We start from the raw sequence: 24,508 nt of genomic DNA on the forward strand, positions 1-24,508 counted from the left end.
ACGCTTCCTTTGTACTCACCCTCTCGGGCTTTCCTCCGGGCTTTTCCCTTCGGTCTTGCGTTTCCGACTCTATCAGACCGTTTCCGGTCCCGATTTCCTCGGCGCTTTCCAGGTTTCCGCTTCCGCGTTTCCCTTTCCGGCGGTTCCGACTTTATCAGAAGTTCGGGGCCGGACTTACCGGCCGCTCTTTTCCGAATTCATCGGGAGTGTGGCTTCTTTGAAATCGAGGTTTCCATCGATGTTTCCAGAAGCAGACAGACACTCACTGTCGCCGACCGGATCAGATCCAGTTCTAGGCAACTGTTCGAATCTACCTCCCCGATCGGTCCGTGTCAACGGCTCCTGTGGGGCGAAGAGGAGACTAGCAGCTCAGCGGGAGTGCCCGCACATCAGGCGGCTGTCGGGACGGAGGAGCTGCGCTCTGCCGCCTCGACGTCGCCCGTCTCACCGGCGCGTACGGCGCGACCGCCCAGGACGTAGACGTACGTCAGGAAGGCCCCTTCCGCGAGGATGCCAATGCCGATGCGGGCCCACGTGGGGAGGCCCGACGGGGTGACGAAGCCTTCGATGGCGCCGGAGACGAACAGGACCAGGGCAAGGCCGATCGCCATGCCCACGGCTGCTCGGCCTTCTTCGGCCAGGGCTGTGCGGCGCGAGCGTGGGCCCGGGTCGATGAGGGTCCAGCCGAGGCGCAGCCCCGTGCCGGCGGCTACGAAGACCGCCGTGAGTTCGAGCAGGCCGTGCGGGAGGATCAGGCCGAGGAATGTGTCGAGCCGGCCGGCCGACGACATCAGGCCGATGCCGACGCCCAGGTTGAGCATGTTCTCGAAGAGGATCCAGAGGACCGGCAGGCCCAGGAAGACGCCCAGGACCAGGCACATCGCGGCGGCCTTGGCGTTGTTCGTCCAGACCTGTGCCGCGAAGGCCGCCGCCGGGTGGCTGGAGTAGTAGGTCTCGTATTCGCCGCCGGGGCGGGTGAGTTGGCGCAGTTGGCTCGGGGCCGCGATGGAGGACTGCACCTCGGGGTGGGTGCCTATCCACCAGCCCAGGAGGATCCCGATCGCCGTCGACAACAGCGCGGTCGGGACCCACCAGTGGCGTGCTCTGTACACCGCCGCCGGAAAACTCTGTCCCAGGAAGCGTGTGACATCGCGCCAGGAGGCACGACGGGTTCCTGTCACCGCACTACGCGCGCGTGCCACGAGTTGGCTGAGCCGACCGGTGAGCTGGGGGTCCGGGGCGCTGGACTGGATCAGGGAGAGGTGGGTCGCCGTGCGCTGGTACAGCGCGACGAGTTCGTCGGCCTCGGCACCGTTGAGGCGACGCTGGCGGCGGAGCAACGCGTCGAGGCGGTCCCACTCGGCGCGGTGGGCCGAGACGAAGACGTCGAGGTCCATCTGGTTGCCTGCTCCTCGGCTGCTCGTCGACTACTGGTCCGGGGATCAGCTTGTCGTACTGGGGCGCGATGTGCCCTCAGCTTGGCAGACTGGCTGTTCCAGGGGCAGGGCAGGGGAAGGGCGGCAGGCGTGAGTGAGCTGGTGACGGGCGAGGCGGTGGCGTTGGAGTTGCGCCCCGCGAGGCTGCCCAGCAGGGCACTGGCGGTGTTGCTCGATCTGATCGTGGTCATCGCCGCTTACACCGGCGTCACCGTGGCGCTGATGTTTTCCACCGCCTCGTTGGACGTCGCGGCGCAGGTCGCGATGTCGATCGCGGCCTTTGTGCTGATCCTGGTGGGCGGGCCCATAGCGGTGGAGACCCTGAGTCATGGGCGTTCGCTCGGGAAGCTGGCGTTCGGACTGCGCGTGGTGCGGGACGACGGCGGGCCGATCCGGTTCCGGCACGCGCTCGTGCGGGGTGCGATCGGTGTGGTCGAGATCCTGATGACCTTCGGGGTCGTCGCCTGTATCGCCTCGCTCGTCTCGGCGCGCGGTCGGCGGCTCGGAGATGTGTTCGCGGGCACTCTGGTCGTACGGGAAAGGGTGTCCGCCGGGCAGACAGCCTTTGTGCCGCCTCCGCCGCCGTGGTTGACGGGACGTTTCGCCGAGCTTGATCTGTCCGCCGTTCCGGACGGGCTGTGGCTGGCGATCCGGCAGTATCTGACGCGGATGCAGCAGTTGGATCCGCAGGTCGGCTGGGCCATGGCTCAGCGGCTCGCGACGGACCTCGTGGCGCGTACGGGGGCTCCGGCTCCGCAGGGGGTTCCGCCGGCCGCGTATCTGGCGGCGGTGGTGCAGGAGCGGCAGGCTCGGGATGTTCGGCGGGCCTTCGGGAACGGCGCGGGCATGGCGGGCGGCGGGCTCGGGCCTGCGGCGGGTGTGCCGGGCGCTTTCGGCAACTCGGCGTTCCAGCCGTCGCCGGCTCCTCAGCAGCCGTACGGTTCCGTTCCCGCGTCTGCTCCCCCGGCTTGGACCGCTCCCGCCGCAGGTGCGGGAGCCCAACCGGTCGCGCCCAGCCCCCAGCCCCCGGCGCCGCAGACCGCCGCCCCCCGGCCCTCCACGGGATTCGCGCCGCCCGCCTGACCTCCGCGACCGCCCGGGATCACCGCCGCTCAGGCGAAGACCGACGGCGGTGACTCCAACTCCTCCAACTCGATGCCGGGTGCCGCGAGGACCACGTCGCCGGCGATGTGCACGGCGTGCTGCTCGCCCGTGTCCAGGGCTGTGACCTGGTATTCGTCCACGGTCAGAGGGCCGTTGTCAGTGCCGTGTGTTTCTCTTTTCAGCAGAGCCCAGGACTGGTCCACGGTGCGGGGGGCGAGGACCGGTTCCGTGAGGCTGACCAGGCGGACGCGGGTCGCGGCGGAGGAAGGGGTGAGGCGCAGGAGACGGGTGGTGGCGATGAGGAACGCGGGGGAGGTGCCGGTGAAGGCGTGGGCGCGCACGTTGCCTTCGGCGGCATCGGTGCCGGTGGGGTCGGTGCGGACCCAGGTGACGCCGTCGAGAGCGGCGCCGCGCACCTGCCAGCTCGCGGCGTGGAGTTCCAGCCGGATGGGGCGGCCGAGTTCGTCGAGCGTGAGGTCGACGGAACCGCTGTGGTCGCCCGAGGGGGTGGTGAGTTGGGAGACATAACGCCAGCCGGAGGGGCCGGGGGCGCAGTGGAAGTGTTCGTCAGCGAGGGGGGTGTGATCGTGCGGATCGTGGAGCGAATAACGGCCGCGGGGCATCGGGGTCCTGGGTCTTGACGGGCCGGTCCGGCCGATGGAGCCAAAGGGGCAGGCCCCCGGCACGGGGGTGCGGGGGCCTGCCTCGGAGGATCTGCTGCTGAGGACCTGCCGCTGAGGCCGCGTCAGTGCACGGACGCGGTCACAGCGGGCGGGGTCACAGCCGGCGGGGTCGCCGGATCAGTAGCGGTAGTGGTCCGACTTGTACGGGCCCTCGACCTCGACGCCGATGTACGCCGCCTGCTCCGGGCTGAGCGTGGTCAGCTTCACGCCGAGCGCGTCCAGGTGGAGGCGGGCGACCTTCTCGTCGAGGTGCTTGGGCAGCACGTAGACGTCGGTCGGGTACTCCTCGGGCTTGGTGAACAGCTCGATCTGGGCCAGGGTCTGGTCCGCGAAGGAGTTGGACATCACGAACGAGGGGTGGCCGGTGGCGTTGCCCAGGTTCAGCAGGCGGCCCTCGGACAGCACGATGAGGACCTTGCCGTCGGGGAACTTCCAGGTGTGGACCTGCGGCTTGACCTCGTCCTTGACGATGCCCGGGATCTTCGCCAGGCCGGCCATGTCGATCTCGTTGTCGAAGTGACCGATGTTGCCGACGATCGCCTGGTGCTTCATCTTGGCCATGTCCGCGGCCATGATGATGTCCTTGTTGCCGGTCGTGGTGACGAAGATGTCGGCCTTGTCGACGACCTCGTCCAGCGTCGTGACCTGGTAGCCGTCCATCGCCGCCTGCAGCGCGCAGATCGGGTCGATCTCGGTGACGATCACGCGGGCGCCCTGTCCGCGCAGGGACTCCGCGCAGCCCTTGCCCACGTCGCCGTAGCCGAGGACGACCGCGGTCTTGCCGCCGATGAGGACGTCGGTGGCGCGGTTGATGCCGTCGATCAGGGAGTGGCGGCAGCCGTACTTGTTGTCGAACTTCGACTTGGTGACGGCGTCGTTCACGTTGATCGCCGGGAACAGGAGGGTGCCGTCGCGGTGCATCTCGTAGAGACGGTGCACGCCGGTCGTGGTCTCCTCGGTCACGCCGCGGATCTCCGAGGCGAGCTGGGTCCACTTCTGCGAGCCCTCGGAGATGGTGCGCTGCAGGACCTGGAGGACGACGCGGTGCTCGTCGGACTCGGCGGTGTCGAGGGAGGGGACCTTGCCGTCCTTCTCGTACTCGACGCCCTTGTGGACGAGCATCGTGGCGTCGCCGCCGTCGTCCAGGATCATGTTCGGGCCGCCGGTGGGGGTGTTCGGCCAGGTCAGCGCCTGCTCCGTGCACCACCAGTACTCCTCCAGGGTCTCGCCCTTCCAGGCGAAGACCGGGATGCCCTGGGGGTTCTCGGGCGTGCCGTTCGGGCCGACGGCGATGGCGGCGGCCGCGTGGTCCTGGGTGGAGAAGATGTTGCAGGAGACCCAGCGGACCTCGGCGCCCAGGGCGACCAGGGTCTCGATCAGGACGGCGGTCTGCACGGTCATGTGCAGCGAGCCCATGATGCGGGCACCGGCCAGCGGCTGGCTGGCGGCGAACTCGCGGCGGATCGACATCAGGCCGGGCATCTCGTGCTCGGCGAGGGTGATCTCCTTGCGGCCGAACTCGGCCAGGGAGAGATCGGCGACCTTGAAGTCCTGTCGGTTGTCGACAGTCGTCATGGAGAGGTGCTCCTCGGGGTTGGGGCCTGGTGGATACGGCTGGTCTGCGCGGCGGCGGACACAGGGGTGCCCGAAGGAGGGCACAGGAATGCCCGCGTACGCGCAGCGCAGTCCGTCGGAGGCCCTCTCTCCCTCGGCCGGTCCGCGGAGGAACCGCCCGACCGCCATCAGCAGCGACGTCTGGCTCCCACCCAAGCTACACCGGTGAACCCGGCCGCCCCCAGCCCACCTCCGGACGGATCCGGCCGAACTCACGGGGTCGACCGGTGTCGGATCGGGTTTCCGGGGGAGCCGCAGCAGAACCCCCACGAGCAGTGGGCGGAGTGGAACGGACGACGGCGACCAGGGACTTTCGCGTCTTTGAGTCGGGCGTCCGATGTTGCAGGATGCACGGAGATCAGGAACCTCTGATCGATCTCGCGGGACGTCCGGGACGGCGTTCCGCGCGACGCAAGTGTTGGACGAAGGTGTTAGGAGAACGACGTGACGAGTACGGCCGGCCCTCCCCCCACGGGCCACGGCGACGGCGAGCCGCAGCGGTTGAGGCTGCTCGCGGTGACCGCGTGCCCGACCGGCATCGCCCACACGTACATGGCGGCGGAGAAACTCGCCCAGGCCGCCGAGAGCCGCGGCATCGACATGAAGGTGGAGACGCAGGGTTCCATCGGGGCTGAAAACATCCTGGATGACAACGATGTCAGCACTGCGGACGGCGTCATCGTCGCCGCAGACAAGGACGTGGACCTGAGCCGTTTCGTCGGCAAGCGGGTCCTCATGGTCGGGGTCGCGGAGGGCATCCGGCATCCCGAGCGGCTGATCGAGCAGGTGCGGTCCGCGCCCGTGCACACGGCGGCCGGTACGACGGCGGCGGCCACCCCGCCCGGCAGCCGGGAGCGGAGCGTCGCGTACAAGGCGCTGATGAACGGGGTCAGTTACATGATCCCGTTCGTCGTGGTCGGCGGGCTGCTGATCGCGATCTCGCTGTCGCTCGGCGGCCACCCGGACCCCTCGGGCGGTCTGGTCATCCCGAAGGGCTCCTTCTGGATGGACGTGAACAACATCGGCGTGATCGGTTTCACGCTGATGGTGCCGATCCTGTCCGGCTACATCGCCTACGCGATCGGCGACCGGCCCGCGCTCGTGCCGGGCATGATCGGCGGCTGGATCGCCAACACCGGTTCGCTGTACGACTCGAAGGCGGGCGCCGGGTTCATCGGGGCGATCGTGACCGGGTTCCTCGCCGGGTATCTGGTGCTGTGGATCAAGAAGGTCCAGGTCCCGAAGTTCGTCCAGCCGATCATGCCGATCATCGTGATCCCGATCGTGGCGACGACGGCGCTCGGGCTGTTCTTCATCAACGTGATCGGGAAGCCGATCTCCTGGGTGTTCGAGCACCTCACCAGCTGGCTCGGCGGAATGACCGGAACCAGTGCGATCCTGCTCGGCACGATCCTGGGGCTGATGATCGCGTTCGACATGGGCGGGCCGGTCAACAAGACGGCGTTCCTCTTCGGCGCGGGGCTCATCGCGACCGGCAACCAGGCCGTCATGGGCATGTGCGCGGCCGCGATCCCGGTGATGCCGCTCGGCCAGGGCCTGGCCACGTTGATACGGCAACGCCTCTACACCGACCAGGAGCGGGAGACCGGTCTGGCCTCGCTGTTCATGGGCTGCTTCGGCATCTCCGAGGGCGCGATCCCGTTCGCGGCGGCACGGCCCGCGCAGGTCATCCCCGCCAACATGCTGGGCGGCGCGGTCGCCGGTGCGGTCGCCGGGCTCGCCGGGGTGAAGGACGCGGTGCCGCACGGCGGGCCGATCGTGGCGGTACTGGGCGCGGTGAGCGGCGTACCGATGTTCTTCGTCGCGGTCGCCATCGGTACGACGGTCACCGCGGTGACGACGGTCGCGCTGGTCGACGTGAGTGAACGGAAGCGGCGCGGGGAGTCTGCTGGGCACGTTGTCGGCATGGGCGAATCCGCGCCTGCGTTGGTCGGGGCGGGGGTTGGGTCCGGGTCCGGAGTGCCGGGCGCCGGGGTCGTCGTAGCGGAAGGGGTTTCGCGTGGGGGCGCGGCTGCGGACGGTGTGATCGGTACGGGCGGGTCGGGCAGGTCAAGTGCGGGGGCTGCGGCTGCCGTTGGGGCCACGGTCGACGATGACTCGGCCGACTCGGGTTTGCTCGACCCCGGTTTGGCCAACTCGGGCTTGTCCAACGGTGACTTGAGCAAGGCCGACCTGGGCAGCGCCGACTCGGCCGATGTCCGCTCGGCCAACTCTGGCTCGGCCGGCGCCGAAAGCGCCCCCGGTGCCGATTCCCGTTCCGAGTCCGGTTCCGCTTCCGACTCCCCCGCCCCGGAGACCCACCCCGGAATTTCCCCGGAGACTCTCCCTGATGGTGTCCCCGAAGTCCTCTCCGGCTACCTCACCGAGCGGACCGTCAAGGTGCGGCTCGACGCTGACGGCAAGGAGGCCGCGATCCGGGAGATGGCCGGGCTGTTGGCGCGGACCGGGAAGGTCGTGGACGTCGAGGAGTTGGTGGCGACCGCGCTGCGGCGGGAGGCGCAGGGGACGACCGGGCTCGGGGAGGAGATCGCGATTCCGCATGCCAAGACGGATGCGGTGAGTGCGCCGGTCGTCGGGTTCGCGCGGTCGGTGGAGGGGGTCGAGTGGGGTTCCCTGGACGGTACGAAGGCCCGGCTGGTGTTCATGATCGCCGTGCCGGAGGCGGCCGCCGGTGATGAGCATCTGCGGATTCTGGCGCTGCTGTCACGGAAGTTGATGGATGCCGGGTTCCGGGAGCGGCTGCTGGCCGCCGGTGATGAGTCGGCCGTGCTCGGGGTGTTGAGCGAGGTCGGTTAGGGCCTGTCCGGCGGATCCTGTCGTAGACGCGGGGCCTGACGCGCCCGTCTGCGGCGATGATGATCAGGCCCGCCGATTCCCTGCGGCCTGGTCCGCGGACGGGACTCAGCCGGTGCGGGTCCGCGCCTCTCGTGGGGCGCGGGCCCGCACAGACCGTTCACAGACGCCCGCTACCCTCGCCCCCGCGGAAGTGCCGCACGGGGAGGGAAACGATGTCGGGCAAGGGGCGGGGACTTGGGGTCGCGGCCGTCGTGGTGGGGCTGTTGGGGGTGGTGCTGACGGTGGGCGCGCTCGCGTACGTGCGGAATTCCTACGGCAGTTCCACCATCAGCAGTCAGAGCATGGCACCGACGTACAAGCCGGGCGACCGGATCATCTACGAGCAGGTCGGCGGCGGCGAGGTGCACCGCGGTGACGTCGTGCTGTTCTCGGCGCCGGACCGCTACGGGTTCAGCGCGAGCGTGATGCAGCGGGTCGTCGGGGTGGGCGGCGACCGTGTGGTGTGCTGCACGGGGTCGGGCACGGCCGCGCGGATCACCGTGAACGGAAAGCCGCTGGCGGAGCCCTATGTGAAGCAGGGCGATGTCGATGGTGTGCACAAGACGTACGACGTGACGGTCCCGAAGGGGCGGCTGTTCCTGCTCGGCGACAACCGCGCGAACTCGATGGACTCGCGTTTCTTCGCGAGCGACCACGACGGCACGGTGGCCGACTCCGCCGTCCGGGGCCGGGTGACCGACGCCCGTACGGTCGCCTCCGGCTTCGGGGCGGCCGTCATCGGCGGGGTCGTGCTCGTCCTGGTCGGCATCGGCCTGGGGATCGCCGCGTTCGTCGTACGGCGGCGGCAGCAGCGGGCGGTGCCGGTGGCGCCGTGGCCCGTTCAGCAGGGCTAGTTGGAGCCGCGGGGCTCGTCGGACGTCTCGGCGGGCCCCGCTGTCGTAGCGGCGGAGTGGGTCAGTGTTCGGCGGGGTGCTGGGCCGGGCCTCCCGGAGTCGCCTCGCGGTCCGCGCCCTTCGTGGCTTCGGACTCGCTGTAGATGTCGGGTTCGAGGTAGATCACGCGGGCGATCGGGACGGCTTCGCGGATGCGGGACTCGGCGGCGTTGATCGCCGTGGCGACCTCGGTGGCCGTGTCGTCGTGCTGGACGGCGATCTTGGCGGCGACGAGCAGTTCCTCGGGGCCGAGGTGGAGCGTGCGCATGTGGATGATGCCGGTGACCGTGTGACCGTCGACGATCGCAGCCTCGATCTTCTTGACGTCCTCGATGCCGGCGGACTCGCCGAGCAGGAGGGACTTGGTCTCGGCTGCCAGGACCAGGGCGATCAGGATGAGCAGGATGCCGATGCAGAGGGTGCCGATGCCGTCCCAGATGCCGTCACCGGTGAGCAGGGCCATGCCGACGCCGCCGAGGGCGAGGACCAGACCGATGAGCGCGCCGAAGTCCTCCAGGAGGACGACCGGCAGCTCGGGGGCCTTGGCGCGGCGGATGAACTGCGACCAGGAGTGCGCGCCGCGCAGTTCGTTCGACTCCTTGATGGCCGTACGGAACGAGAAGCCCTCGGCGATGATCGCGAACACCAGGACGCCCACCGGCCAGTACCAGTGCTCCAGTTCGTGCGGGTGCTTGATCTTCTCGTAGCCCTCGTAGACGGCGAACATGCCGCCGACCGAGAAGAGGACGATCGAGACGAGGAAGGCGTAGATGTACCGCTCGCGGCCGTAGCCGAAGGGGTGTTGCGGGGTGGCCTCGCGCTGGGCCTTCTTGCCGCCGATCAGGAGCAGGGCCTGGTTGCCGGAGTCGGCGAGGGAGTGGACGCCCTCGGCGAGCATCGAGGACGAGCCGCTGAAGGCGAACGCGACGAACTTCGATGCCGCGATCGCGAGGTTGGCACCGAGTGCCGCCACGATCGCCTTGGTGCCGCCTGACGCGCTCATGTGTTCGCGGTGTCCCTTCGCCTTCGTACGTCTACGCCGGACGTCTGCCCACTGATGGGCCGTCCGACCGTCTTTGCCCGTCCTTTGCCGGTGAGCCATTCTTGCAGCCCTGCCCGACGACGGCGCGTCAGGTATCCACAGGCCCGGTCATACGATCACAGTGGCCCGGAAGACCGTGCCCGCGCCGGACACCTCGGCCTTGTCTCCCGCCGGGACGAACATCGACTGACCGGGCGCCAGTTCGAACTCGCCCGCCTTCACCGCACCCGCCGTGCAGAGCAGGATCTGCGGGGTGTCGAGGGTGAGGTCGTGGGCGCCGGTGCCCTCCGGGAGGACGTACCGGGACAGCCGGAACTCGTCGATGGGGGTCTCGTAGACCTCCTCGCCGTCGGGGGACGCCTCGGGGCGCAGCACTCCGGGGTCGCTCGCCTCGAAGCGGACGACGCGCAGGAGTTCGGGGACGTCGACGTGCTTGGGGGTGAGGCCGCAGCGCAGGACGTTGTCGGAGTTGGCCATGATCTCGACGCCGAGGCCGTTGAGGTAGGCGTGCGGGATGCCGGCGCCGAGGAACAGGGCCTCGCCGGGCTGGAGTCGGACGTAGTTGAGGAGCATGGCCGCGATGACACCCGGGTCGCCCGGGTAGTGGTGGGCGATGTCTGCGTAGGGCTCGTAGTCGCCGCCCAGGCGGGTGCAGGCGGTCGCCGCCGCGGTGACCGTGTGGCGCATCTCCTCGGGGTCGGCGGTGAGGATCGCCGTGAGGACCTCGCGCAGGGCGGCTTCCTCGGGGTGCGCGTGCAGGAGGTCGACGTACGGCTTCAGGGAGTCGACGCCCAGGCCGGCCAGCAGGTCGGCGGCGTGCAGCGGGTCGCGGAAGCCGCACAGGCCGTCGAACTCGGTGAGCGCGCAGATCAGTTCGGGCTTGTGGTTGGCGTCCTTGTAGTTGCGGTGCGGGGCGTCCACGGGGATGCCCCGGCGCTCCTCGTCGGCGTAACCCTCCTTCGCCTGCGCCAAGTTGGGGTGCACCTGGAGGGAGAGGGGGGCGCCGGCGGCGAGGATCTTCAGCAGGAAGGGCAGCCGGGGGCCGAACTTCGCGACCGCCTTGTCGCCCAACTCCCGCTCCGGAGACGCCTCGATGACCTCGACGAGCGTCCCGCGCGCGGTACGTGAGGGTGCGCCCGGGTGGGCGCCCATCCACATCTCCGCCTGTGGTTCGCCACTGGGCTCGACGCCGAGCAACTTCGGGATGGCGGTCGTCGAACCCCAGGCGTAGGGGCGGATCGTGTTGTCGAGGCGGTCCATGCGGGTCTACCGGTTCTCTCTGCGTACGACTTGGGTACGACGTGGATTCGCGCCACGTACGACGGTGTACGGCGGCTCAGGGCTTCGACGACAAGATCAGGCGCCCGAGGCGAGCGCCAGGTAAACGGCGGCGAAATCCGTCATGGCGATCAGCTCGGCGAGGGTCTCCAACTCGCCGCCCTCCTCCGGCTCCAGCTCGCTGATCGGCGTGTCGTGACTGAGGGCCAGGTCACGGGCGGTGGGCGCGGCGGTGAGGCCGCCGATCGGACGGTCCCGGAGCAGCACCACGCGTGCGTGCAGCGCGGGTGCCTCGTCGACGCGGTCCCTGAAGAAGTCGTCGGGGTCGGCGCTCGCGGCGAGCGGGCCGGCCAGCAGCGCGTTGTGCTCGGCGAGCGCCTCGGGCAGCTCGGAGACGAGCGCGGGGCGACCGGCCAACTCCGCGAGCGCGGCGGCGAATCGACGGCCCGCCGGACCGGCCGAGGTGCCCTCGGTCCAGATCACCGGGAGCGAGTCGGCGAGTTCGGAGGCGAGGGTCTTCGCGGGATTGCTGTACGTCGCGATGGCGGGCCCGCAGCGCTCGGCGACCTGGTCGAGCCGGTCGGCGACCTTCTCCAAGGCCTCCGGAGGCGCACTGAGCAGGCCTGTGCGGTCCAGGATCGCGAGCAGCGGGGTGAGCAGCGCCCAGAGGACTCCGGGGGCGGAGGCGGCCAAGGGCTCGTCGTGCTCGTACGGTGCGGTCGCCATCGGTACGAAGAGGCCGTGGGCGCCGTCCACCGCCTCGGTGAGCGGGCTGCGGGTCGGTGCTACGGCGACGACGGTGCAGCCGCGGCGGTACGCCTGCTCGGCGAGGAGGGACAGGCCGGGTTCGGTGCCGTCCGGGGTGGTGATCAGCAGGAGGTCCACGGAGCCTGCCCAGCCCGGGAGTTCCCAGCGCAGGGCGCCGGCCGCGGGGGCTACGCCGGTGGGTGCGAGGCGGGTGACGGGGCTGGCGGCGCCGGCGAGGGTGCCGAGCAGGTCGGCGACGCAGGTGGCGGCGGCGCCGGGGCCCGCGATCAGGATGGCGCGGGGGCGGCCGTCCGGTTTCAGGTCGTGGACGCCGGCCTCGGCGGCGTGCCGGGCGGCGGTGCGCACCCGGGCGCCGGCTTCGGCGGCACCGCGGAGCAGGGCTCGGCGGTCGGCCTCGGCCAGTGCCTCAGGGGTGTCGAGCAGCGATTCGTCGAGCATGGGCGGCAGCCTCCGAACGCGTCGTCGTCGGTTACGCGGGGTGGCGGGCCTCGTCGACGAGCAGTACGGGGATGCCGTCCCGGACGGGGTAGGCCAGGCCGCAGTCCTCGCCGGTGCAGATCAGCTCGGTGTCCTGCTCCTTGAGGGGGGCGTGGCAGGCCGGGCAGGCCAGGATCTCCAGGAGGCCGGCTTCGAGCGGCATGGGGTGTTCCTCCGAGGGGGTGTCTACGACTGTCTGCGACGCTTGGGCGGATGTGCCTGGTCAGGGTACCGCCGGTTGAGGAGGCTTGCCGGAGTTGGGGCCGACGTCCCTGGGGGCTGCGCCCCCAGACCCCCTTTCGGCCTGAACGGCCTCGCCCTCAAACGCCGGACGGGCTGGATGATGCCGGCCGGAATCAGCAGGAATCACAGGCGAGCGCCGGAAGGGTTGTGTGTCCCGACCGGCACCCACAAGCACCGTCAGCCGAAGAACCCTCAACCCCTGATGATCCCCAGCACCTCGTCCCGCACCTTCCCCATCGTCGCCTCGTCCCGCGCCTCCGCGTTGAGCCGCAGCAGCGGTTCCGTGTTGGAGGGGCGGACGTTGAACCACCAGTCGGTGGAGGAGACGGTGAGGCCGTCGAGGTCGTCGAGGGTGAGGTCGGTCTGGTTCTCGTAGGCGGTGCGGATCGCCGCGAGGCGGGCCTGCTGGTCGTCGACCGTGGAGTTGATCTCGCCGGAGCCCACGTAGCGGTCGTACTGGGCCACGAGGGCGGAGAGGGGGCCGTCCTGGCCGCCCAGGGCTGCGAGGACGTGGAGGGCGGCCAGCATGCCCGTGTCGGCGTTCCAGAAGTCCTTGAAGTAGTAGTGCGCGGAGTGCTCGCCGCCGAAGATCGCGCCGGCCTTCGCCATCTCGGCCTTGATGAAGGAGTGGCCCACGCGCGTGCGGACCGGCGTGCCGCCGTTCTCCTTGACGACCTCGGGGACCGACCAGGACGTGATCAGGTTGTGGATGATCACGCCCTTGCCGCCGTTCCTCGCCAGCTCGCGGGAGGCCACCAAGGCGGTGATCGCGGACGGGGAGACCGGGTCGCCGTTCTCGTCGACCACGAAGCAGCGGTCGGCGTCTCCGTCGAACGCGATGCCCAGGTCGGCGCCCTCCTCGCGGACGCGTGCCTGGAGGTCGACGATGTTGGCCGGGTCGAGGGGGTTGGCCTCGTGGTTCGGGAAGGTGCCGTCCAGCTCGAAGTACATCGGGACCAGGGTGAGCGGCAGGCCGGCGAACACCGTCGGGACCGTGTGGCCGCCCATGCCGTTGCCCGCGTCGACGACGACCTTCAGGGGGCGGATGGAGGTCAGGTCGACGAGGCCGCGGAGGTGCGCAGCGTAGTCCTTCAACGTGTCCCGTTGCGTGATCGTTCCCGTCGGTCCGGAGACCTCCGGCGCGCCCGAGTCCAGCCAGGACTCGACGAGTTGGCGGATCTCGGCGAGGCCGGTGTCCTGGCCCACGGGAGCCGCGCCCGCACGGCACATCTTGATGCCGTTGTACTTCGCCGGGTTGTGCGAGGCCGTGAACATCGCGCCGGGGAGGTCGAACGCGCCCGACGCGTAGTACAGCTGGTCCGTGGAGCACAGGCCGATCTCGGTCACGTCGACACCGCGCGCCGCCGCCCCGCGCGCGAAGGCCGCGGACAGGCCCGGGGACGAGGGCCGCATGTCGTGCCCGGTCACGATCGCGCTCGCGCCGGTCACTTGGACGAAGGCCGCTCCGAACAGCTCGGCCAACGACTCGTCCCACTGGTCCGGGACGACGCCCCGTACGTCGTACGCCTTCACGAGCTGCGACAGATCAGCAGACACGGCCAACCCTCCAGAAAGTTCCATCGGTCGCCCCAAACTACCCGCCAGGGCTGACATGCGACGTGCGGCAACCGAGCCGTCCACACACCGTTACCTCAGCTCAGGGCGGCATCCACCAAGGAGGCGACGATGTCGGCGAGTTGGGCGGGCGGGCCGAGTGGATCGTTGAACGATCTCAGCACCGTACGAAAGAATTGTTGAACGAACTCGCCAGCGGACGCTGTCAGTTGTCCGGTGAACGCAGCACCCGGAGGTGACCCCGGCGTGCGACCTCCATCGGGTCCGCCGTGCGGGCCCCGCCTCCGCCGCCTGCCGCGCGCTCCTGGGGGCGGGCCGCCTCGCGCACGGCGTTGGCGAGGGCCTCCAGGTCGTCGCCGCTCGGGCGGGCCGGAGCGGAGCTGTCGAGGAGGCGGACGACTTCCCAGCCGCGGGGCGCGGTGAGGCGCTCGGAGTGCTCGGCGCACAGGTCGTAGCAGTGGGGTTCGGCGTAGGTGGCGAGCGGGCCGAGGACCGCGGTCGAGTCGGCGTAGACGTACGTCAGCGTCGCGACGGCGGGGCGGCCGCAAGCGGTGCGCGAACAGCGACGTACAGGGCTCACGACGTTGGACGGTACCGCACTCTTGAGCGGGCCGCGACGACTCTCCCCCAGGTCACCCCACCGTGTCGGGCTGTGAAACGCCCCACACACCTCACCGGCAACACGCCTCTGACCTGCGCGAACACCCCCTCACGAGATCTCGAACGGGATCGAACCCGGTCACCACTCGGCACAAACACCGTCAATTGCCTTGAGAGGGACGGTCTTCGAGACATACGGAATCGAGCCCAACCTTGGCCGGAATGGTCATCCGGCGACATGCCGTGCGGAGCTCCGGCGGCGGGTGGAGGCGGGCGGGCGGACCCGGCGGGGACTACGCTTCACCAGTGATGGACACCCCCGTACCGCCCTCCGCCGCCGGCCCCGGGCCCCGCCGCCGCGATCGCCACGGCCGGGGCATGCGCGGCCCGATCGCACCGCCCCAGGTTCCGCTCGCCGCGAGCCGCGCCGAGGCGTTCGCCGATCTGGTGCAGGACTCCGTGGAGCGCCTGGAGCGACGCTGGCCGCAGTTGTCCGAGATCGATTTCCTCGTCCTGGAAGTCCCTCGACTGGGTGGTGCGGGCGAGGGCTGGAACGACGAGTCGGTGCCCCTGGGGGGCACGATCGCCGCCCGCGAGGGGCAGCCCGCGCGCGTGGTCATCTATCGGCGCCCGGTCGAGATCCGTACGAAGGGGCGCGACGAACGGGCCGCCCTCGTCCACGAGATCGTCGTGGAGCAGGTCGCCGAACTCCTGGGGCTCACCCCGGAGACGGTCGATCCGCGCTACGGGGAGGACTGAACACCCTCCCCGCGCGCGTGCCGCCAACCGCTACTTCTGGAGCACCGACAGGTCCTCGTCCGTCTGCGGCACCGACACCGTCCCCCGGTCGTCGGGCAGCGTCTGGATCGTGAAGCCCGGGACGCCCTCCTCGGTCGCCGCCAGCGTCCGGGCCGCGTACACCGGGCCGCCCGACTGCGGTTCGACCGTGAGCGCGTAGGTGCCCTTCAGGCCTGCGGGGACCGGGAGTTCGACGTCCTCGGTGGTACCGGCCTTGATCGTGTACGTCTTCGAGACGGGCGTACCGCCGCCGCTGCCCGCCGACGCGGTGACCTTGACCGTGGCGGTGCGGGTGGGAGCGACCAGGGACAGCGTGGAGCCCTTGGCGCTGTTGTCGGCGGACGTCGCGCGCGTGCCGACCGCGCTCGTCGCCGGGATGAACGCCGTCTCCTGCTTGCTGCCCTTTCCGCGTACGACCTTCAGGGCGGCGACGATCGGCACGGACTGGTCGGTCGGGGTCAGGACCAGGGAGCCCGGGTCGCCGCGCGTGACGTCGCCCAGGTCGACGGCGGTCGTCATGCCCGCCTTCACGTGCACGGTCTCGTTCCCGGCCGGCGTGATCATCCCCGTGGGTGACGACAGCCGCACCTTCAGGTCGGCGTCCGAGTCGCCCGGCGTGAAGGCGATCAGCCGCACCGAAGTGGCGTCCTTCGGGATGCCCGGCATGACCAGGCTGCCCGCCGGGTCCGTGGACGCGGCCAGCCAGTCGCCGCCGAGCTTGGCGTCGAGGGCCTGCACGGACGCGCCGACCCGGCCGCTGCGCACGCTCACGTGCACCGTCAGGTCGGTCTCCTGGGCGTCGGTGAGCGTGGACAGCAGGATCGGCTCGCTGGCGTGCGGCTCGACCGTGATGCCCTCCCCCACCGTCGACTTGAGGTCGCCGTCCTTGCCGTAGAGCTCGATGTCCACGACGGCGGCGGAGTCGTCCGGGTTGGTGAGGTGCACGTAGTCGGTGCGGCCGGTGGCGGTGCTGGCGCCCGGGAACCAGAACTCGGTGTCCGGGGCGGTGCAGTTGACGCCCTGGAGGCCGCGGCCGTTGCCCGCGGCGACCTCGGTGGTCTCCTGGACGGTCCACCCGGGCGCGTACTTGCCCTCGGCAGTGCCGAGCAGCGCGGGCGAGTCGGCGCCGGAGCTGTCGCCGGTGGCCGGAGTGCCGGGGTCCTTGGGTTCCAGGACGGGCTTGGCGGGCTTCTTCTTGCTGCTCGTGCCGTCGCCCGACTCCTCAGTGCCGGACTGGAGTTCGGCCTTGCCGCTGCTGTCCGTGCCCTCGGTAACGGGCGTGAAGGACGTGTACGACGTGTCGGCGAGGTCCGAGGTGCTCGGCGCCGGGCAGAGCAGGCTGGTGCGCTCCACGGGCAGCTGGGCGGCCGCCTTGGCGGTGCCGGCGCCGGACGCGGCCGGTGACTTCATCTCGGCGAACCCGGTGACGGCGGCGAGTGCGACCACGCCGGCGAGGAGGGAGAGGGCGGGGCGGTTCACTGCTGGCTCCCGTCGGGGCGCTCATTGCCGTGCGGTTGTTGCTGCTGGGCCGGGTCGTAGTTCGGGTCGTAGGCGGGGTCGTAGTTCGGGTCGTAGCCCTGGTTCTGGTCGTAGCCCGGGTCGTACGTCGGGTCGTAGGCCGGTGCCTGGGGCTGGCCTCCGTAGGCGTACGGGTCGTACTGGCCGGGCTGACCGCCCTGGTAGGGGTCCGCCTGGTACGACTGGTCGTAAGTGCCCGCCGGGTACTGCTCGTTGGTCTGGTACTGCTGCTCGCCGCCGTAGGTGCCGTACTCGGCGCCCGCGTAGCTCGCCGCGTCCCACTCTCCGTAGGACTGCTGCTGCGGGATCGCGGCGACGGCCTCCTCCTCCGGAGGAGGCGTGGCGCCCGCGGCGAACGCGTCGAACTGCCCGGTGTCGGCGGTCTCGTCGGTCTGGTCGGCGGTCTCGGTCTCGGCCTCCGCCTGGGCGCGCAGGCGGCGGGCCCGGCGGCCCTCGCCCGCGACCGCCTGGGCCGGGATCAGCTCCTCCTCGGGGAGGTCGTCGTCGATCTCGCGGCGGCGGCCCGGGAGGGCGAGCACGACGAGGACGAGGGCGAGTGCGCCCTGGGTCCACAGCCAGGCGGTGTGCCCGATCGGGTCGTCGTAGGTGACGTCCAACGTGCCGCCGGAGGCGGGGAGTTCGAAGCCCTGGGCCCAGCCGTCGACCGTGGTGCGGGTGAGCGGCTTGCCGTCCAGGGTGGCCGTCCAGCCCGCGGCGGCGGAGTCGGCGAGGCGCAGGACGCGGCCGGTGGCGCCGGACGCGATCTTGGTGTGGATGTCGACGGGTCCGGCGGCGACGGGCTTCGGAGCGGCGGTTCCGGCGACGATCGCCGCGCGGGAGACCTCCTCGTCGACCCGCCACAGGGCGCTGCCGTCGGCCTGGCTGAGCCTGCTGAGGCCGGGGGTGGCGTCCAGGACGCGGCTGACCTCGCGGGGCGCGCCCTTGTGGACGAGGACGTAGCGCACGGCGAAGCCGCCGAGTTCGTCGGCCTGGTCGGCGCCGGAGCCGGCGACGAGGTTGGCGACGACCTTGTCGAGCTTGGTGTTCTCGCCGTCCGCAGCGGCGAACTCGCCGTCTCCCATGCGGGCGCCGGAACCGCGCACCAGCATGTAGCCGACGTGGGCGGCGGAGTCGCTGTCGAGGACGAGGGTGCGGGCCTGGTCCTGGGTGCCGCTCTCCTCGGCGACGAACGCGGGCACCTGGGTCGGGTCGTGGCGCTCCAGGGGGCCGTCGGCGCCGCGGATCATCCAGCCGGCGGCGACGAGCAGCGGGCCCGCGGCCGAGGCGAAGGCGATCAGCACGGCGACCGGCTGGCGCCAGCCGAAGCTCTGCTCGGCGACACGCGCGCGTGCCCCGTCGGCGCCGAGCGCGGCGGCGGCGAGGAGGGCGAGGCCGTAGACGAGGGTCGCGGGGCCCGCCCAGGTGGAGCTGTTGGACAGGACGGCGAAGACGAGGCCCACCAGGGCGACGCCCCAGGCCGTCCAGATGCCGAACTGACGCTCGCTGCGCAGCAGGGCGGCGAGGGCTGCCAGGACGATGCCGATGAGCATCAGGCCGCTGACCGTGCCGGGGCCGCCCGGGCTGGCGCCGAGCAGGTCGAGGGGGGACGCGGACCCGGAGCCGAACTCCAGGCCCGCCTGCTGGAAGAAGCCGAACGGGAGCAGGGTGAGCGACCAGGGGGCCAGGATCAGCAGCGGGGTGCCGTACTGGGCCAGGAAGCGCGGGCCGTAGCCGACGAGGTCGCCGCGGCGGACGGCCAGCAGCGCGATGCCGAGGATCAGCGTGATGGGCCAGATGATCGGCGTGAAGGCGGTGGTGATCGTCAGGAGCAGGGCGTACGCCCAGGTGGCGCGCCAGCTGCCGCGGGCCCCGGAGGAGTGCGTCAGACCGCTGGCCGCGATGCCCGCGCGGGCCATCAGCGGGAGCAGTACGGCGAGTACGGCGGTACCGATGTGGCCGCCCGCGAGGGCGCCGGTGGCGGCGGGCAGGAAGGCGTAGACGACGGCCGCCCACGCGCGCAGGAGGCGCGATTCGACGAGCGGGCGGGACGCGAAGTAGGCGGTGAACCCGGCCAGCGGGACCGAGGCGACCAGCAGGACCGTGACCGCGAGGCCGGTCGAGCCGAAGAGCAGCGAGGAGAGCATCGCGACGAGCGCGAGGTAGGGCGGCGCGGACGGGGTACCGCCGGCGCCGACCGGGTGCCAGGAGTCCAGGAAGCGGGACCACAGCTCACTGGAGTCGCCCGGGGCGGGCAGCAGCGCGCCGCCCGTGAGCGCGCCGCTGCCGAGCAGGTCGCGGCAGGCGACGAGCGAGACGAGCAACAGCACCAGGAACAGCACCGGGCCCGGCTTGCGGGCGATGCGCTTCACGCGCGCGAACTGCTCGATCTCCAGGAAGTCCGCGTCGTCGCCGCCGGGTCCGGACTCGACGGCGCCGCCGTGCCGGCCGGCTCCGGAGGTGATCTCGGGGTCGGAGGTGTCGACGAAGCTTCCGGCGACCTGTTCGAAGGTGGCCCGCACGGTCGCGCCGGGCGGCGGGAACAGGGGCCGCAGTTCGGCCTTGTCGATCTGGGCGCCGGAGCGCCTGCGCCGGCCGGCGAGGATCCGCTCGGGGCGCAGCAGGGTGCCCAGGAGGCCGCGGATCTCGTCGAGGGCCTGTCCGGGGACCTTGCCGACGAGGTTGGCGACGGTCCGCAGCAGGGTGCCGACGACGACCCTGAAGAGGACCCAGGGCAGCACAGCCGTACGGCTGTTGACGAGCAGGGTGTAGACGGCGCCGGCCTTGTCGACCTTGTGCGGGGAGGCGACGGTGCGGCCCGCGCAGTCGACGGCGCGGCGCTCGCGGGAGGCCGCCTCGGCGTGCCGGACGACCGCCTCGGGGGCGACCAGGACGCGGTGGCCGGCGGCGGTGGCGCGCCAGCACAGGTCGACGTCGTCGCGCATCAGGGGCAACCGGCGGTCGAACCCGCCGAGTTCGTCGAAGACGTCGCGCCGGATCAGCATCCCGGCGGTGGACACGGACAGCACGGGCCGTACGTGGTCGTGCTGGCCCTGGTCCTGTTCGCGGCGGTCCAGGCCGGTCCAACGGCGGCCGGAGTGGGCGATGGTGACGCCGACCTCCAGCAACTGCCGCCGGTCGTACCAGCCGCGCAGCTTGGGGCCTACGACGGCCACGTCGTCGCGGCCCAGTTCGTACTCCTGGTCCACCACCCGCAGCAGCTGCGCCAGGGCGTCCGGCTCCGGGGCGGAGTCGTCGTGCAGCAGCCACAGCCACTGGACGGGCTCGCCGTACGGGAGTTCGGGCATGTCGTAGGCGTCGTCGCGCCACGTGCGCGTGACGGGGTCCCAGCCGCTGGGGCGCTTCAGGTACGGCAGCTCGTCCGGGGTCAGCAGAGGCGACGTGCGGTTGGCCTCCTCGACGGCCTGGCCGAAGCCGGTGCGCCGGGCGAGGTGGAGCACGCGGTCGGCGCCGAGGGCGTCGGTGACCAGCTGGGCGGAGTCGTCGGCGCTGCCGGTGTCGGCGGCCATGACGCTCTGCACGGGGCGCTCCTGGCCGAGCAGCCCGGCGAGCGCGTCGGGCAGCCAGCGGGCGCCGTCGTGGGAGACGAGCACCGCGGTCACCACGTGACGCGGGAACTCAGGAGTGGCAGCGTCGTGTTGGCCTGCCGTGTGGCTCTGCACGGACATCGAGGTACGGGCCCCGGTTCGATGGACTGCGGTGGACGACCGCGTCCCGAGGGGACAGCGATACGTCTCGGACGAGCGCCCACACTATCGGCTGGGCATGGCGACGGCCCGCCGCCTGTGGATAACCCAGCTGCGACGGGCCGTTCGGTAGGTCCCGAGGTATGTCCCGAGGTGTGCCGTCCGGCTTCAGACGGCGGCCTTCTTGAGCCGACGGCGTTCCCGCTCGGAGAGGCCGCCCCAGATGCCGAAGCGTTCGTCGTTGGCGAGGGCGTATTCGAGGCATTCGGAGCGGACCTCACAGGCCAGGCAGACCTTCTTGGCCTCGCGGGTGGAGCCGCCCTTCTCGGGGAAGAAGGACTCGGGGTCGGTCTGGGCGCACAGCGCGCGCTCCTGCCAGCCGAGTTCCTCGTCCGCGTCGTCGACCAGCAGTTGCTGCACCAGCTCGGTCATGTGCGCCCCTCGTCTGTCTTTCGCGTCCCCGTGATGTGGCCGCCGTTACCGATGTCGGCTGAACGACACGAGTGAAATTACAAGTGTGCTGCTCCGGGCGAGTCAAGCCGAGATCTGCTATTGGGCCCCTTATTCACTCTGCGGAACCAAGGGCTAGCGGAAAGTGTTCAAATCGGCATAAACCTTGACAAGCAGAGGAGACCCCCCGAGCGCCTCCTACCCCGAGACGGAGCCTGTACGGGGGAGGACGCCCAGGAGTTCGATCTCGTTCCACTGGGGTTTGTGCGCCCGGTTGTGCGCCATGTGTCCCGGTAGACGCCTGAACAAACCTTTCATCTCGGAGATGAACCGGATGAGGTGAAACATGTCCCACATACCGGGCGTCGAGTTGACACTGCGGGTGTGAACCGCTGTCCTTGTGGGCATGCTCGCGAACTCGGCACTCACCTCGACCCGCACCGCCGGGTCCCTCGGTGCTGCCCACGCTCGCTGTAGCTGTTGTTGCTGCTCCGGCTGTTGAGCCCACTCGCTCCAGCCGTACGCGCCTCTCTTCATTTGGTGACACCCAGCCCCCGCCGTTGCTTACTTACGCCGAGGAACCACCGCACCCCCATGAACAGCGACAGCGACCTCCAGATCGCCGGCGACATCCTCGAAGTCCCGCACCTCCTCCAGCCGCCGCGCGAACACCCGTCCACCGTGGCCGAGTTCGTCGGCCTGGCGCGCTCCGTCGCGGCCGACCGCGCCCAGTGGGAGCACCTCGTCGAGTACGACGCGACGACCCGCTGGTACCACCGGCTGAGCACGGGCCCCGGCTATGAGGTGTGGCTGCTGTCCTGGGTGCCCGGACAGGGCAGCGGACTGCACGACCACGGCCGCTCCTCCGGGGTGCTGACCGTCCTGGACGGCACCCTGACCGAGCGCACCGAGCGGGGCACGCGCGCGTTGGGGGCGGGCGCGCAGCGGGTGTTCGCGCCGGGGTACGTCCACGAGGTCGTCAACGACACCCTCGAACCGGCCATAAGCCTGCACGTCTACTTCCCGGGCCTGACCGAGATGCCGATGCACACGGCGTGCGCGCGGCGCAACGGGTCGGAAGCGGTCGACGCCGTGACCGCCTGACGCGATGCGGTGACTGCCTGCCGCGTTGTCAGACCCGCCTGCGAGACTTGTCCCCATGCGCATTGTGGTTCTGGCAGGCGGTATCGGTGGTGCCCGGTTCCTGCGCGGTCTCAAGCAGGCCGTGCCGGACGCGGACATCACGGTGATCGGCAACACGGGGGACGACATCCACCTCTTCGGGCTGAAGGTCTGCCCGGACCTCGACACGGTGATGTACACGCTCGGCGGCGGCATCAACGAGGAGCAGGGCTGGGGCCGGGCCGACGAGACCTTCCACCTCAAGGAGGAGCTCGGGGCGTACGGGGTCGGACCCGAGTGGTTCGGGCTCGGCGACCGGGACTTCGCCACGCACATCGTGCGGACCCAGATGATCGGCGCCGGGTTCCCGCTGAGCGCGGTCACCGAGGCGCTGTGCGACCGGTGGAAGCCCGGGGTACGGCTGATCCCCATGACCGACGACCGCGTCGAGACGCATGTCGCCGTCGAGGTGGACGGCGAGCGCAAGGTAATCCACTTCCAGGAGTACTGGGTCCGGCTGCGCGCGTCGGTCGCCGCCGAGGCGGTCGTGCCGGTCGGGGCCGAGCAGGCCAAGCCCGCGCCCGGGGTCCTGGAGGCGATCGCGGAGGCGGACGTCATCCTCTTCCCGCCGTCCAACCCGGTCGTCTCCGTGGGCACCATCCTCGCCGTGCCCGGCATCCGGGAGGCGATCGCCGAGGCCGGGGTGCCCGTGGTCGGCCTCTCCCCCATCGTCGGGGACGCGCCCGTGCGCGGGATGGCCGACAAGGTCCTCGCGGCGGTGGGCGTCGAGTCCACGGCCACGGCGGTCGCCGAGCACTACGGCTCGGGGCTGCTCGACGGCTGGCTCGTCGACACCGTGGACGCCGCCTCCGTAGCGGACGTCGAGGCGGCCGGCATCCGCTGTCGGGCCGTACCGCTGATGATGACCGACACCGAGGCGACCGCGCGGATGGCGCGGGAGGCGCTGGCGTTGGCGGAGGAGGTGCGGGCGGCATGAGCGAGGTGGCACCCGTGGAGGGGTACCGGGTCTGGGCCGTGCCCGGGATGCCGGAGGTCGCGGCGGGCGACGACCTCGCCAAGCTGATCGCTGGCGCCGAGCCGGGGCTCGTCGACGGGGACGTGCTCCTCGTCACCTCGAAGATCGTGTCCAAGGCGGAGGGGCGGATCGTAGAAGCGGCCGACCGGGAGGCCGCGATCGACGCCGAGACCGTACGGGTCGTGGCGCGGCGCGGGGCCCTGCGGATCGTGGAGAACCGGCAGGGGCTCATCATGGCCGCCGCCGGCGTCGACGCCTCCAACACCCCTGCCGGGACCGTGCTGTTGCTGCCCGAGAACCCGGACGCGTCCGCGCGCGCGATCCGCGACGGGCTGCGGGACGCGCTCGGCGTCACCGTCGGCGTCGTCGTCACCGACACCTTCGGGCGACCGTGGCGCACGGGGCTCACGGACGTCGCGATCGGCGCCGCCGGGGTGCGTGTGCTGGACGATCTGCGCGGGGGTGTGGATGCCTACGGCAATCCGCTGAGCGCGACGGTCGTGGCAACGGCGGATGAACTGGCCGCCGCCGGTGATCTCGTCAAGGGCAAGGCTGCCGGGCTGCCCGTCGCCGTGGTGCGCGGGCTGCCGCATGTCGTGACCTCTGAGGATGACGAGTCGGGCGCGCGGGCCATGGTGCGGGGCGGGCGTGACGACATGTTCCGGCTCGGGACGTCGGAGGCGGTACGGGAGGCGGTGACCCAGCGGCGTACGGTGCGGGCCTTCACGGACGAGGCGGTCGATCCCGGTGCCGTACGGCGGGCCGTGGCCGCGGCCGTGACCGCGCCTGCGCCGCATCACACGACGCCGTGGCGGTTCGTGCTGCTGGAGTCCGCGGAGTCCCGGACCTCGCTGCTGGATGCGATGCGGGATGCCTGGGTCGCGGATCTGCGGCGGGACGGGAAGTCCGAGGAGTCCATCGCGAAGCGGGTGCGGCGCGGGGATGTGTTGCGGGGGGCGCCGTATCTCGTGGTGCCGTGTCTCGTCATGGACGGGTCGCACACGTATGGGGATGTGCGGCGGGACGGGGCGGAGCGGGAGATGTTCGTGGTGGCTGCGGGGGCGGGGGTGCAGAACTTTCTCGTGGCGCTGGCCGGGGAGCGGTTGGGATCGGCGTGGGTTTCCTCGACGATGTTCTGCCGGGATGTTGTGCGGGATGTGTTGGGGTTGCCGTCGGGGTGGGATCCGATGGGGGCGATTGCGGTTGGGCATGCGGCCGGGTCGCCTGCGGCTCGGGCTGAGCGGGATGCGGGGGCGTTTATCGAGGTGCGGTGAAGCGCCGTTGGGGGGAGGTCGTATGCGAGTGCGGGTC

The 24,508-nt window shown here is 70.9% G+C and carries 19 protein-coding genes; 7 read left to right on the forward strand and 12 right to left on the reverse strand.

The window, feature by feature from the left end; all coding sequences use genetic code 11:
- Window positions 1-389 precede the first annotated feature (389 nt).
- Window positions 390-1,397: a stage II sporulation protein M gene (locus ACIBK4_RS18275; protein WP_398995787.1), complete on the reverse strand. Its 1,008-nt coding sequence runs from the start codon at window positions 1,395-1,397 to the stop codon at window positions 390-392.
- 129 nt (window positions 1,398-1,526) lie between these two features.
- Here ACIBK4_RS18275 and ACIBK4_RS18280 point away from each other — a divergent pair, with 129 nt between their 5' ends.
- Window positions 1,527-2,519: an RDD family protein gene (locus ACIBK4_RS18280; protein WP_398995788.1), complete on the forward strand. Its 993-nt coding sequence runs from the start codon at window positions 1,527-1,529 to the stop codon at window positions 2,517-2,519.
- 29 nt (window positions 2,520-2,548) lie between these two features.
- Here the strand turns inward: ACIBK4_RS18280 and ACIBK4_RS18285 are convergent, their stop codons facing one another.
- Window positions 2,549-3,163: a hypothetical protein gene (locus ACIBK4_RS18285; protein ID WP_398995789.1), complete on the reverse strand. Its 615-nt coding sequence runs from the start codon at window positions 3,161-3,163 to the stop codon at window positions 2,549-2,551.
- Window positions 3,164-3,340: 177 nt separating this feature from the next.
- Entirely contained in the window at window positions 3,341-4,798 is a 1,458-nt protein-coding gene (ahcY, locus tag ACIBK4_RS18290; protein WP_398995790.1) for an adenosylhomocysteinase, read from the reverse strand.
- A 483-nt stretch (window positions 4,799-5,281) separates the two neighbouring features.
- Here ahcY and ACIBK4_RS18295 point away from each other — a divergent pair, with 483 nt between their 5' ends.
- Window positions 5,282-7,654 carry a fructose-specific PTS transporter subunit EIIC gene (locus ACIBK4_RS18295; RefSeq protein ID WP_398995791.1) on the forward strand — a complete coding sequence of 791 codons (2,373 nt, stop codon included), beginning with the start codon at window positions 5,282-5,284 and terminating at the stop codon, window positions 7,652-7,654.
- Between the two features lie 212 nt (window positions 7,655-7,866).
- Window positions 7,867-8,547, forward strand: a complete 681-nt coding sequence (lepB, locus tag ACIBK4_RS18300) for a signal peptidase I (RefSeq protein WP_398995792.1) — start codon at window positions 7,867-7,869, stop codon at window positions 8,545-8,547.
- A 61-nt stretch (window positions 8,548-8,608) separates the two neighbouring features.
- Here lepB and ACIBK4_RS18305 read toward each other — a convergent pair whose 3' ends face one another.
- From ACIBK4_RS18305 to ACIBK4_RS18330, 6 genes are all read right to left on the reverse strand, one after another.
- Window positions 8,609-9,589 carry a cation diffusion facilitator family transporter gene (locus ACIBK4_RS18305; protein WP_398995793.1) on the reverse strand — a complete coding sequence of 327 codons (981 nt, stop codon included), beginning with the start codon at window positions 9,587-9,589 and terminating at the stop codon, window positions 8,609-8,611.
- 147 nt (window positions 9,590-9,736) lie between these two features.
- On the reverse strand, window positions 9,737-10,888 hold the full coding sequence (gene manA / locus ACIBK4_RS18310) for a mannose-6-phosphate isomerase, class I (RefSeq protein WP_398995794.1): 1,152 nt from the start codon (window positions 10,886-10,888) through the stop codon (window positions 9,737-9,739).
- 96 nt (window positions 10,889-10,984) lie between these two features.
- Window positions 10,985-12,112 carry an SIS domain-containing protein gene (locus ACIBK4_RS18315; RefSeq protein ID WP_398995795.1) on the reverse strand — a complete coding sequence of 376 codons (1,128 nt, stop codon included), beginning with the start codon at window positions 12,110-12,112 and terminating at the stop codon, window positions 10,985-10,987.
- 31 nt (window positions 12,113-12,143) lie between these two features.
- The gene (locus ACIBK4_RS18320) at window positions 12,144-12,314 is read right to left on the reverse strand and encodes a Trm112 family protein (RefSeq protein WP_019072213.1); all 171 of its coding nucleotides are present in this window, start codon (window positions 12,312-12,314) and stop codon (window positions 12,144-12,146) included.
- A 272-nt stretch (window positions 12,315-12,586) separates the two neighbouring features.
- Window positions 12,587-13,951: a phosphomannomutase/phosphoglucomutase gene (locus tag ACIBK4_RS18325; RefSeq protein WP_398995796.1), complete on the reverse strand. Its 1,365-nt coding sequence runs from the start codon at window positions 13,949-13,951 to the stop codon at window positions 12,587-12,589.
- Between the two features lie 223 nt (window positions 13,952-14,174).
- A complete protein-coding gene (locus ACIBK4_RS18330) occupies window positions 14,175-14,600 on the reverse strand; it encodes a DUF3499 domain-containing protein (protein WP_355925093.1) in 426 nt (141 codons plus the stop codon).
- Between the two features lie 278 nt (window positions 14,601-14,878).
- Here ACIBK4_RS18330 and ACIBK4_RS18335 point away from each other — a divergent pair, with 278 nt between their 5' ends.
- The gene (locus ACIBK4_RS18335; RefSeq protein ID WP_366436593.1) at window positions 14,879-15,328 is read left to right on the forward strand and encodes a metallopeptidase family protein; all 450 of its coding nucleotides are present in this window, start codon (window positions 14,879-14,881) and stop codon (window positions 15,326-15,328) included.
- Window positions 15,329-15,358: 30 nt separating this feature from the next.
- Here ACIBK4_RS18335 and ACIBK4_RS18340 read toward each other — a convergent pair whose 3' ends face one another.
- The 3 genes from ACIBK4_RS18340 to ACIBK4_RS18350 form a co-directional block, all read right to left on the reverse strand.
- Complete coding sequence (locus ACIBK4_RS18340; protein WP_398995797.1) at window positions 15,359-16,846, reverse strand: DUF5719 family protein; 1,488 nt, start codon at window positions 16,844-16,846, stop codon at window positions 15,359-15,361.
- Entirely contained in the window at window positions 16,843-20,571 is a 3,729-nt protein-coding gene (locus ACIBK4_RS18345) for a glycosyltransferase (RefSeq protein WP_398995798.1), read from the reverse strand. The genes ACIBK4_RS18340 and ACIBK4_RS18345 overlap by 4 nt, the downstream gene beginning before the upstream one ends.
- Window positions 20,572-20,757: 186 nt before the next feature.
- Window positions 20,758-21,021, reverse strand: coding sequence for a WhiB family transcriptional regulator (locus ACIBK4_RS18350; protein WP_003975777.1), 264 nt, complete (start codon window positions 21,019-21,021; stop codon window positions 20,758-20,760).
- 612 nt (window positions 21,022-21,633) lie between these two features.
- Here ACIBK4_RS18350 and ACIBK4_RS18355 point away from each other — a divergent pair.
- The 3 genes from ACIBK4_RS18355 to ACIBK4_RS18365 are packed head-to-tail and all read left to right on the forward strand — an operon-like array spanning window position 21,634 to window position 24,471.
- Entirely contained in the window at window positions 21,634-22,143 is a 510-nt protein-coding gene (locus ACIBK4_RS18355) for a cysteine dioxygenase (RefSeq protein ID WP_398995799.1), read from the forward strand.
- 55 nt (window positions 22,144-22,198) lie between these two features.
- On the forward strand, window positions 22,199-23,158 hold the full coding sequence (gene cofD / locus ACIBK4_RS18360) for a 2-phospho-L-lactate transferase (protein ID WP_366436571.1): 960 nt from the start codon (window positions 22,199-22,201) through the stop codon (window positions 23,156-23,158).
- Window positions 23,155-24,471 (forward strand): coenzyme F420-0:L-glutamate ligase, encoded by a 1,317-nt coding sequence (locus ACIBK4_RS18365; RefSeq protein ID WP_398995800.1) that lies wholly within the window; start codon window positions 23,155-23,157, stop codon window positions 24,469-24,471. The genes cofD and ACIBK4_RS18365 overlap by 4 nt, the downstream gene beginning before the upstream one ends.
- Window positions 24,472-24,508 lie beyond the last annotated feature (37 nt).

Origin of the sequence: Streptomyces sp. NPDC050528 (assembly GCF_044457795.1) — a bacterium.
Classification (GTDB): Bacteria; Actinomycetota; Actinomycetes; order Streptomycetales; family Streptomycetaceae; genus Streptomyces.

Bases quoted from the DNA above. Each gene is read 5' to 3' on its own strand.
- ACIBK4_RS18275 (WP_398995787.1), bottom strand. From the start codon at position 1,397: ATGGACCTCGACGTCTTCGTCTCGGCCCACCGCGCCGAGTGGGACCGC.
- ACIBK4_RS18285 (WP_398995789.1), bottom strand. From the start codon at position 3,163: ATGCCCCGCGGCCGTTATTCGCTCCACGATCCGCACGATCACACCCCC.
- ahcY (WP_398995790.1), bottom strand. From the start codon at position 4,798: ATGACGACTGTCGACAACCGACAGGACTTCAAGGTCGCCGATCTCTCC.
- lepB (WP_398995792.1), top strand. From the start codon at position 7,867: ATGTCGGGCAAGGGGCGGGGACTTGGGGTCGCGGCCGTCGTGGTGGGG.
- ACIBK4_RS18305 (WP_398995793.1), bottom strand. From the start codon at position 9,589: ATGAGCGCGTCAGGCGGCACCAAGGCGATCGTGGCGGCACTCGGTGCC.
- manA (WP_398995794.1), bottom strand. From the start codon at position 10,888: ATGGACCGCCTCGACAACACGATCCGCCCCTACGCCTGGGGTTCGACG.
- ACIBK4_RS18315 (WP_398995795.1), bottom strand. From the start codon at position 12,112: ATGCTCGACGAATCGCTGCTCGACACCCCTGAGGCACTGGCCGAGGCC.
- ACIBK4_RS18320 (WP_019072213.1), bottom strand. From the start codon at position 12,314: ATGCCGCTCGAAGCCGGCCTCCTGGAGATCCTGGCCTGCCCGGCCTGC.
- ACIBK4_RS18335 (WP_366436593.1), top strand. From the start codon at position 14,879: ATGGACACCCCCGTACCGCCCTCCGCCGCCGGCCCCGGGCCCCGCCGC.
- ACIBK4_RS18345 (WP_398995798.1), bottom strand. From the start codon at position 20,571: ATGTCCGTGCAGAGCCACACGGCAGGCCAACACGACGCTGCCACTCCT.
- ACIBK4_RS18350 (WP_003975777.1), bottom strand. From the start codon at position 21,021: ATGACCGAGCTGGTGCAGCAACTGCTGGTCGACGACGCGGACGAGGAA.
- ACIBK4_RS18355 (WP_398995799.1), top strand. From the start codon at position 21,634: ATGAACAGCGACAGCGACCTCCAGATCGCCGGCGACATCCTCGAAGTC.
- cofD (WP_366436571.1), top strand. From the start codon at position 22,199: ATGCGCATTGTGGTTCTGGCAGGCGGTATCGGTGGTGCCCGGTTCCTG.
- ACIBK4_RS18365 (WP_398995800.1), top strand. From the start codon at position 23,155: ATGAGCGAGGTGGCACCCGTGGAGGGGTACCGGGTCTGGGCCGTGCCC.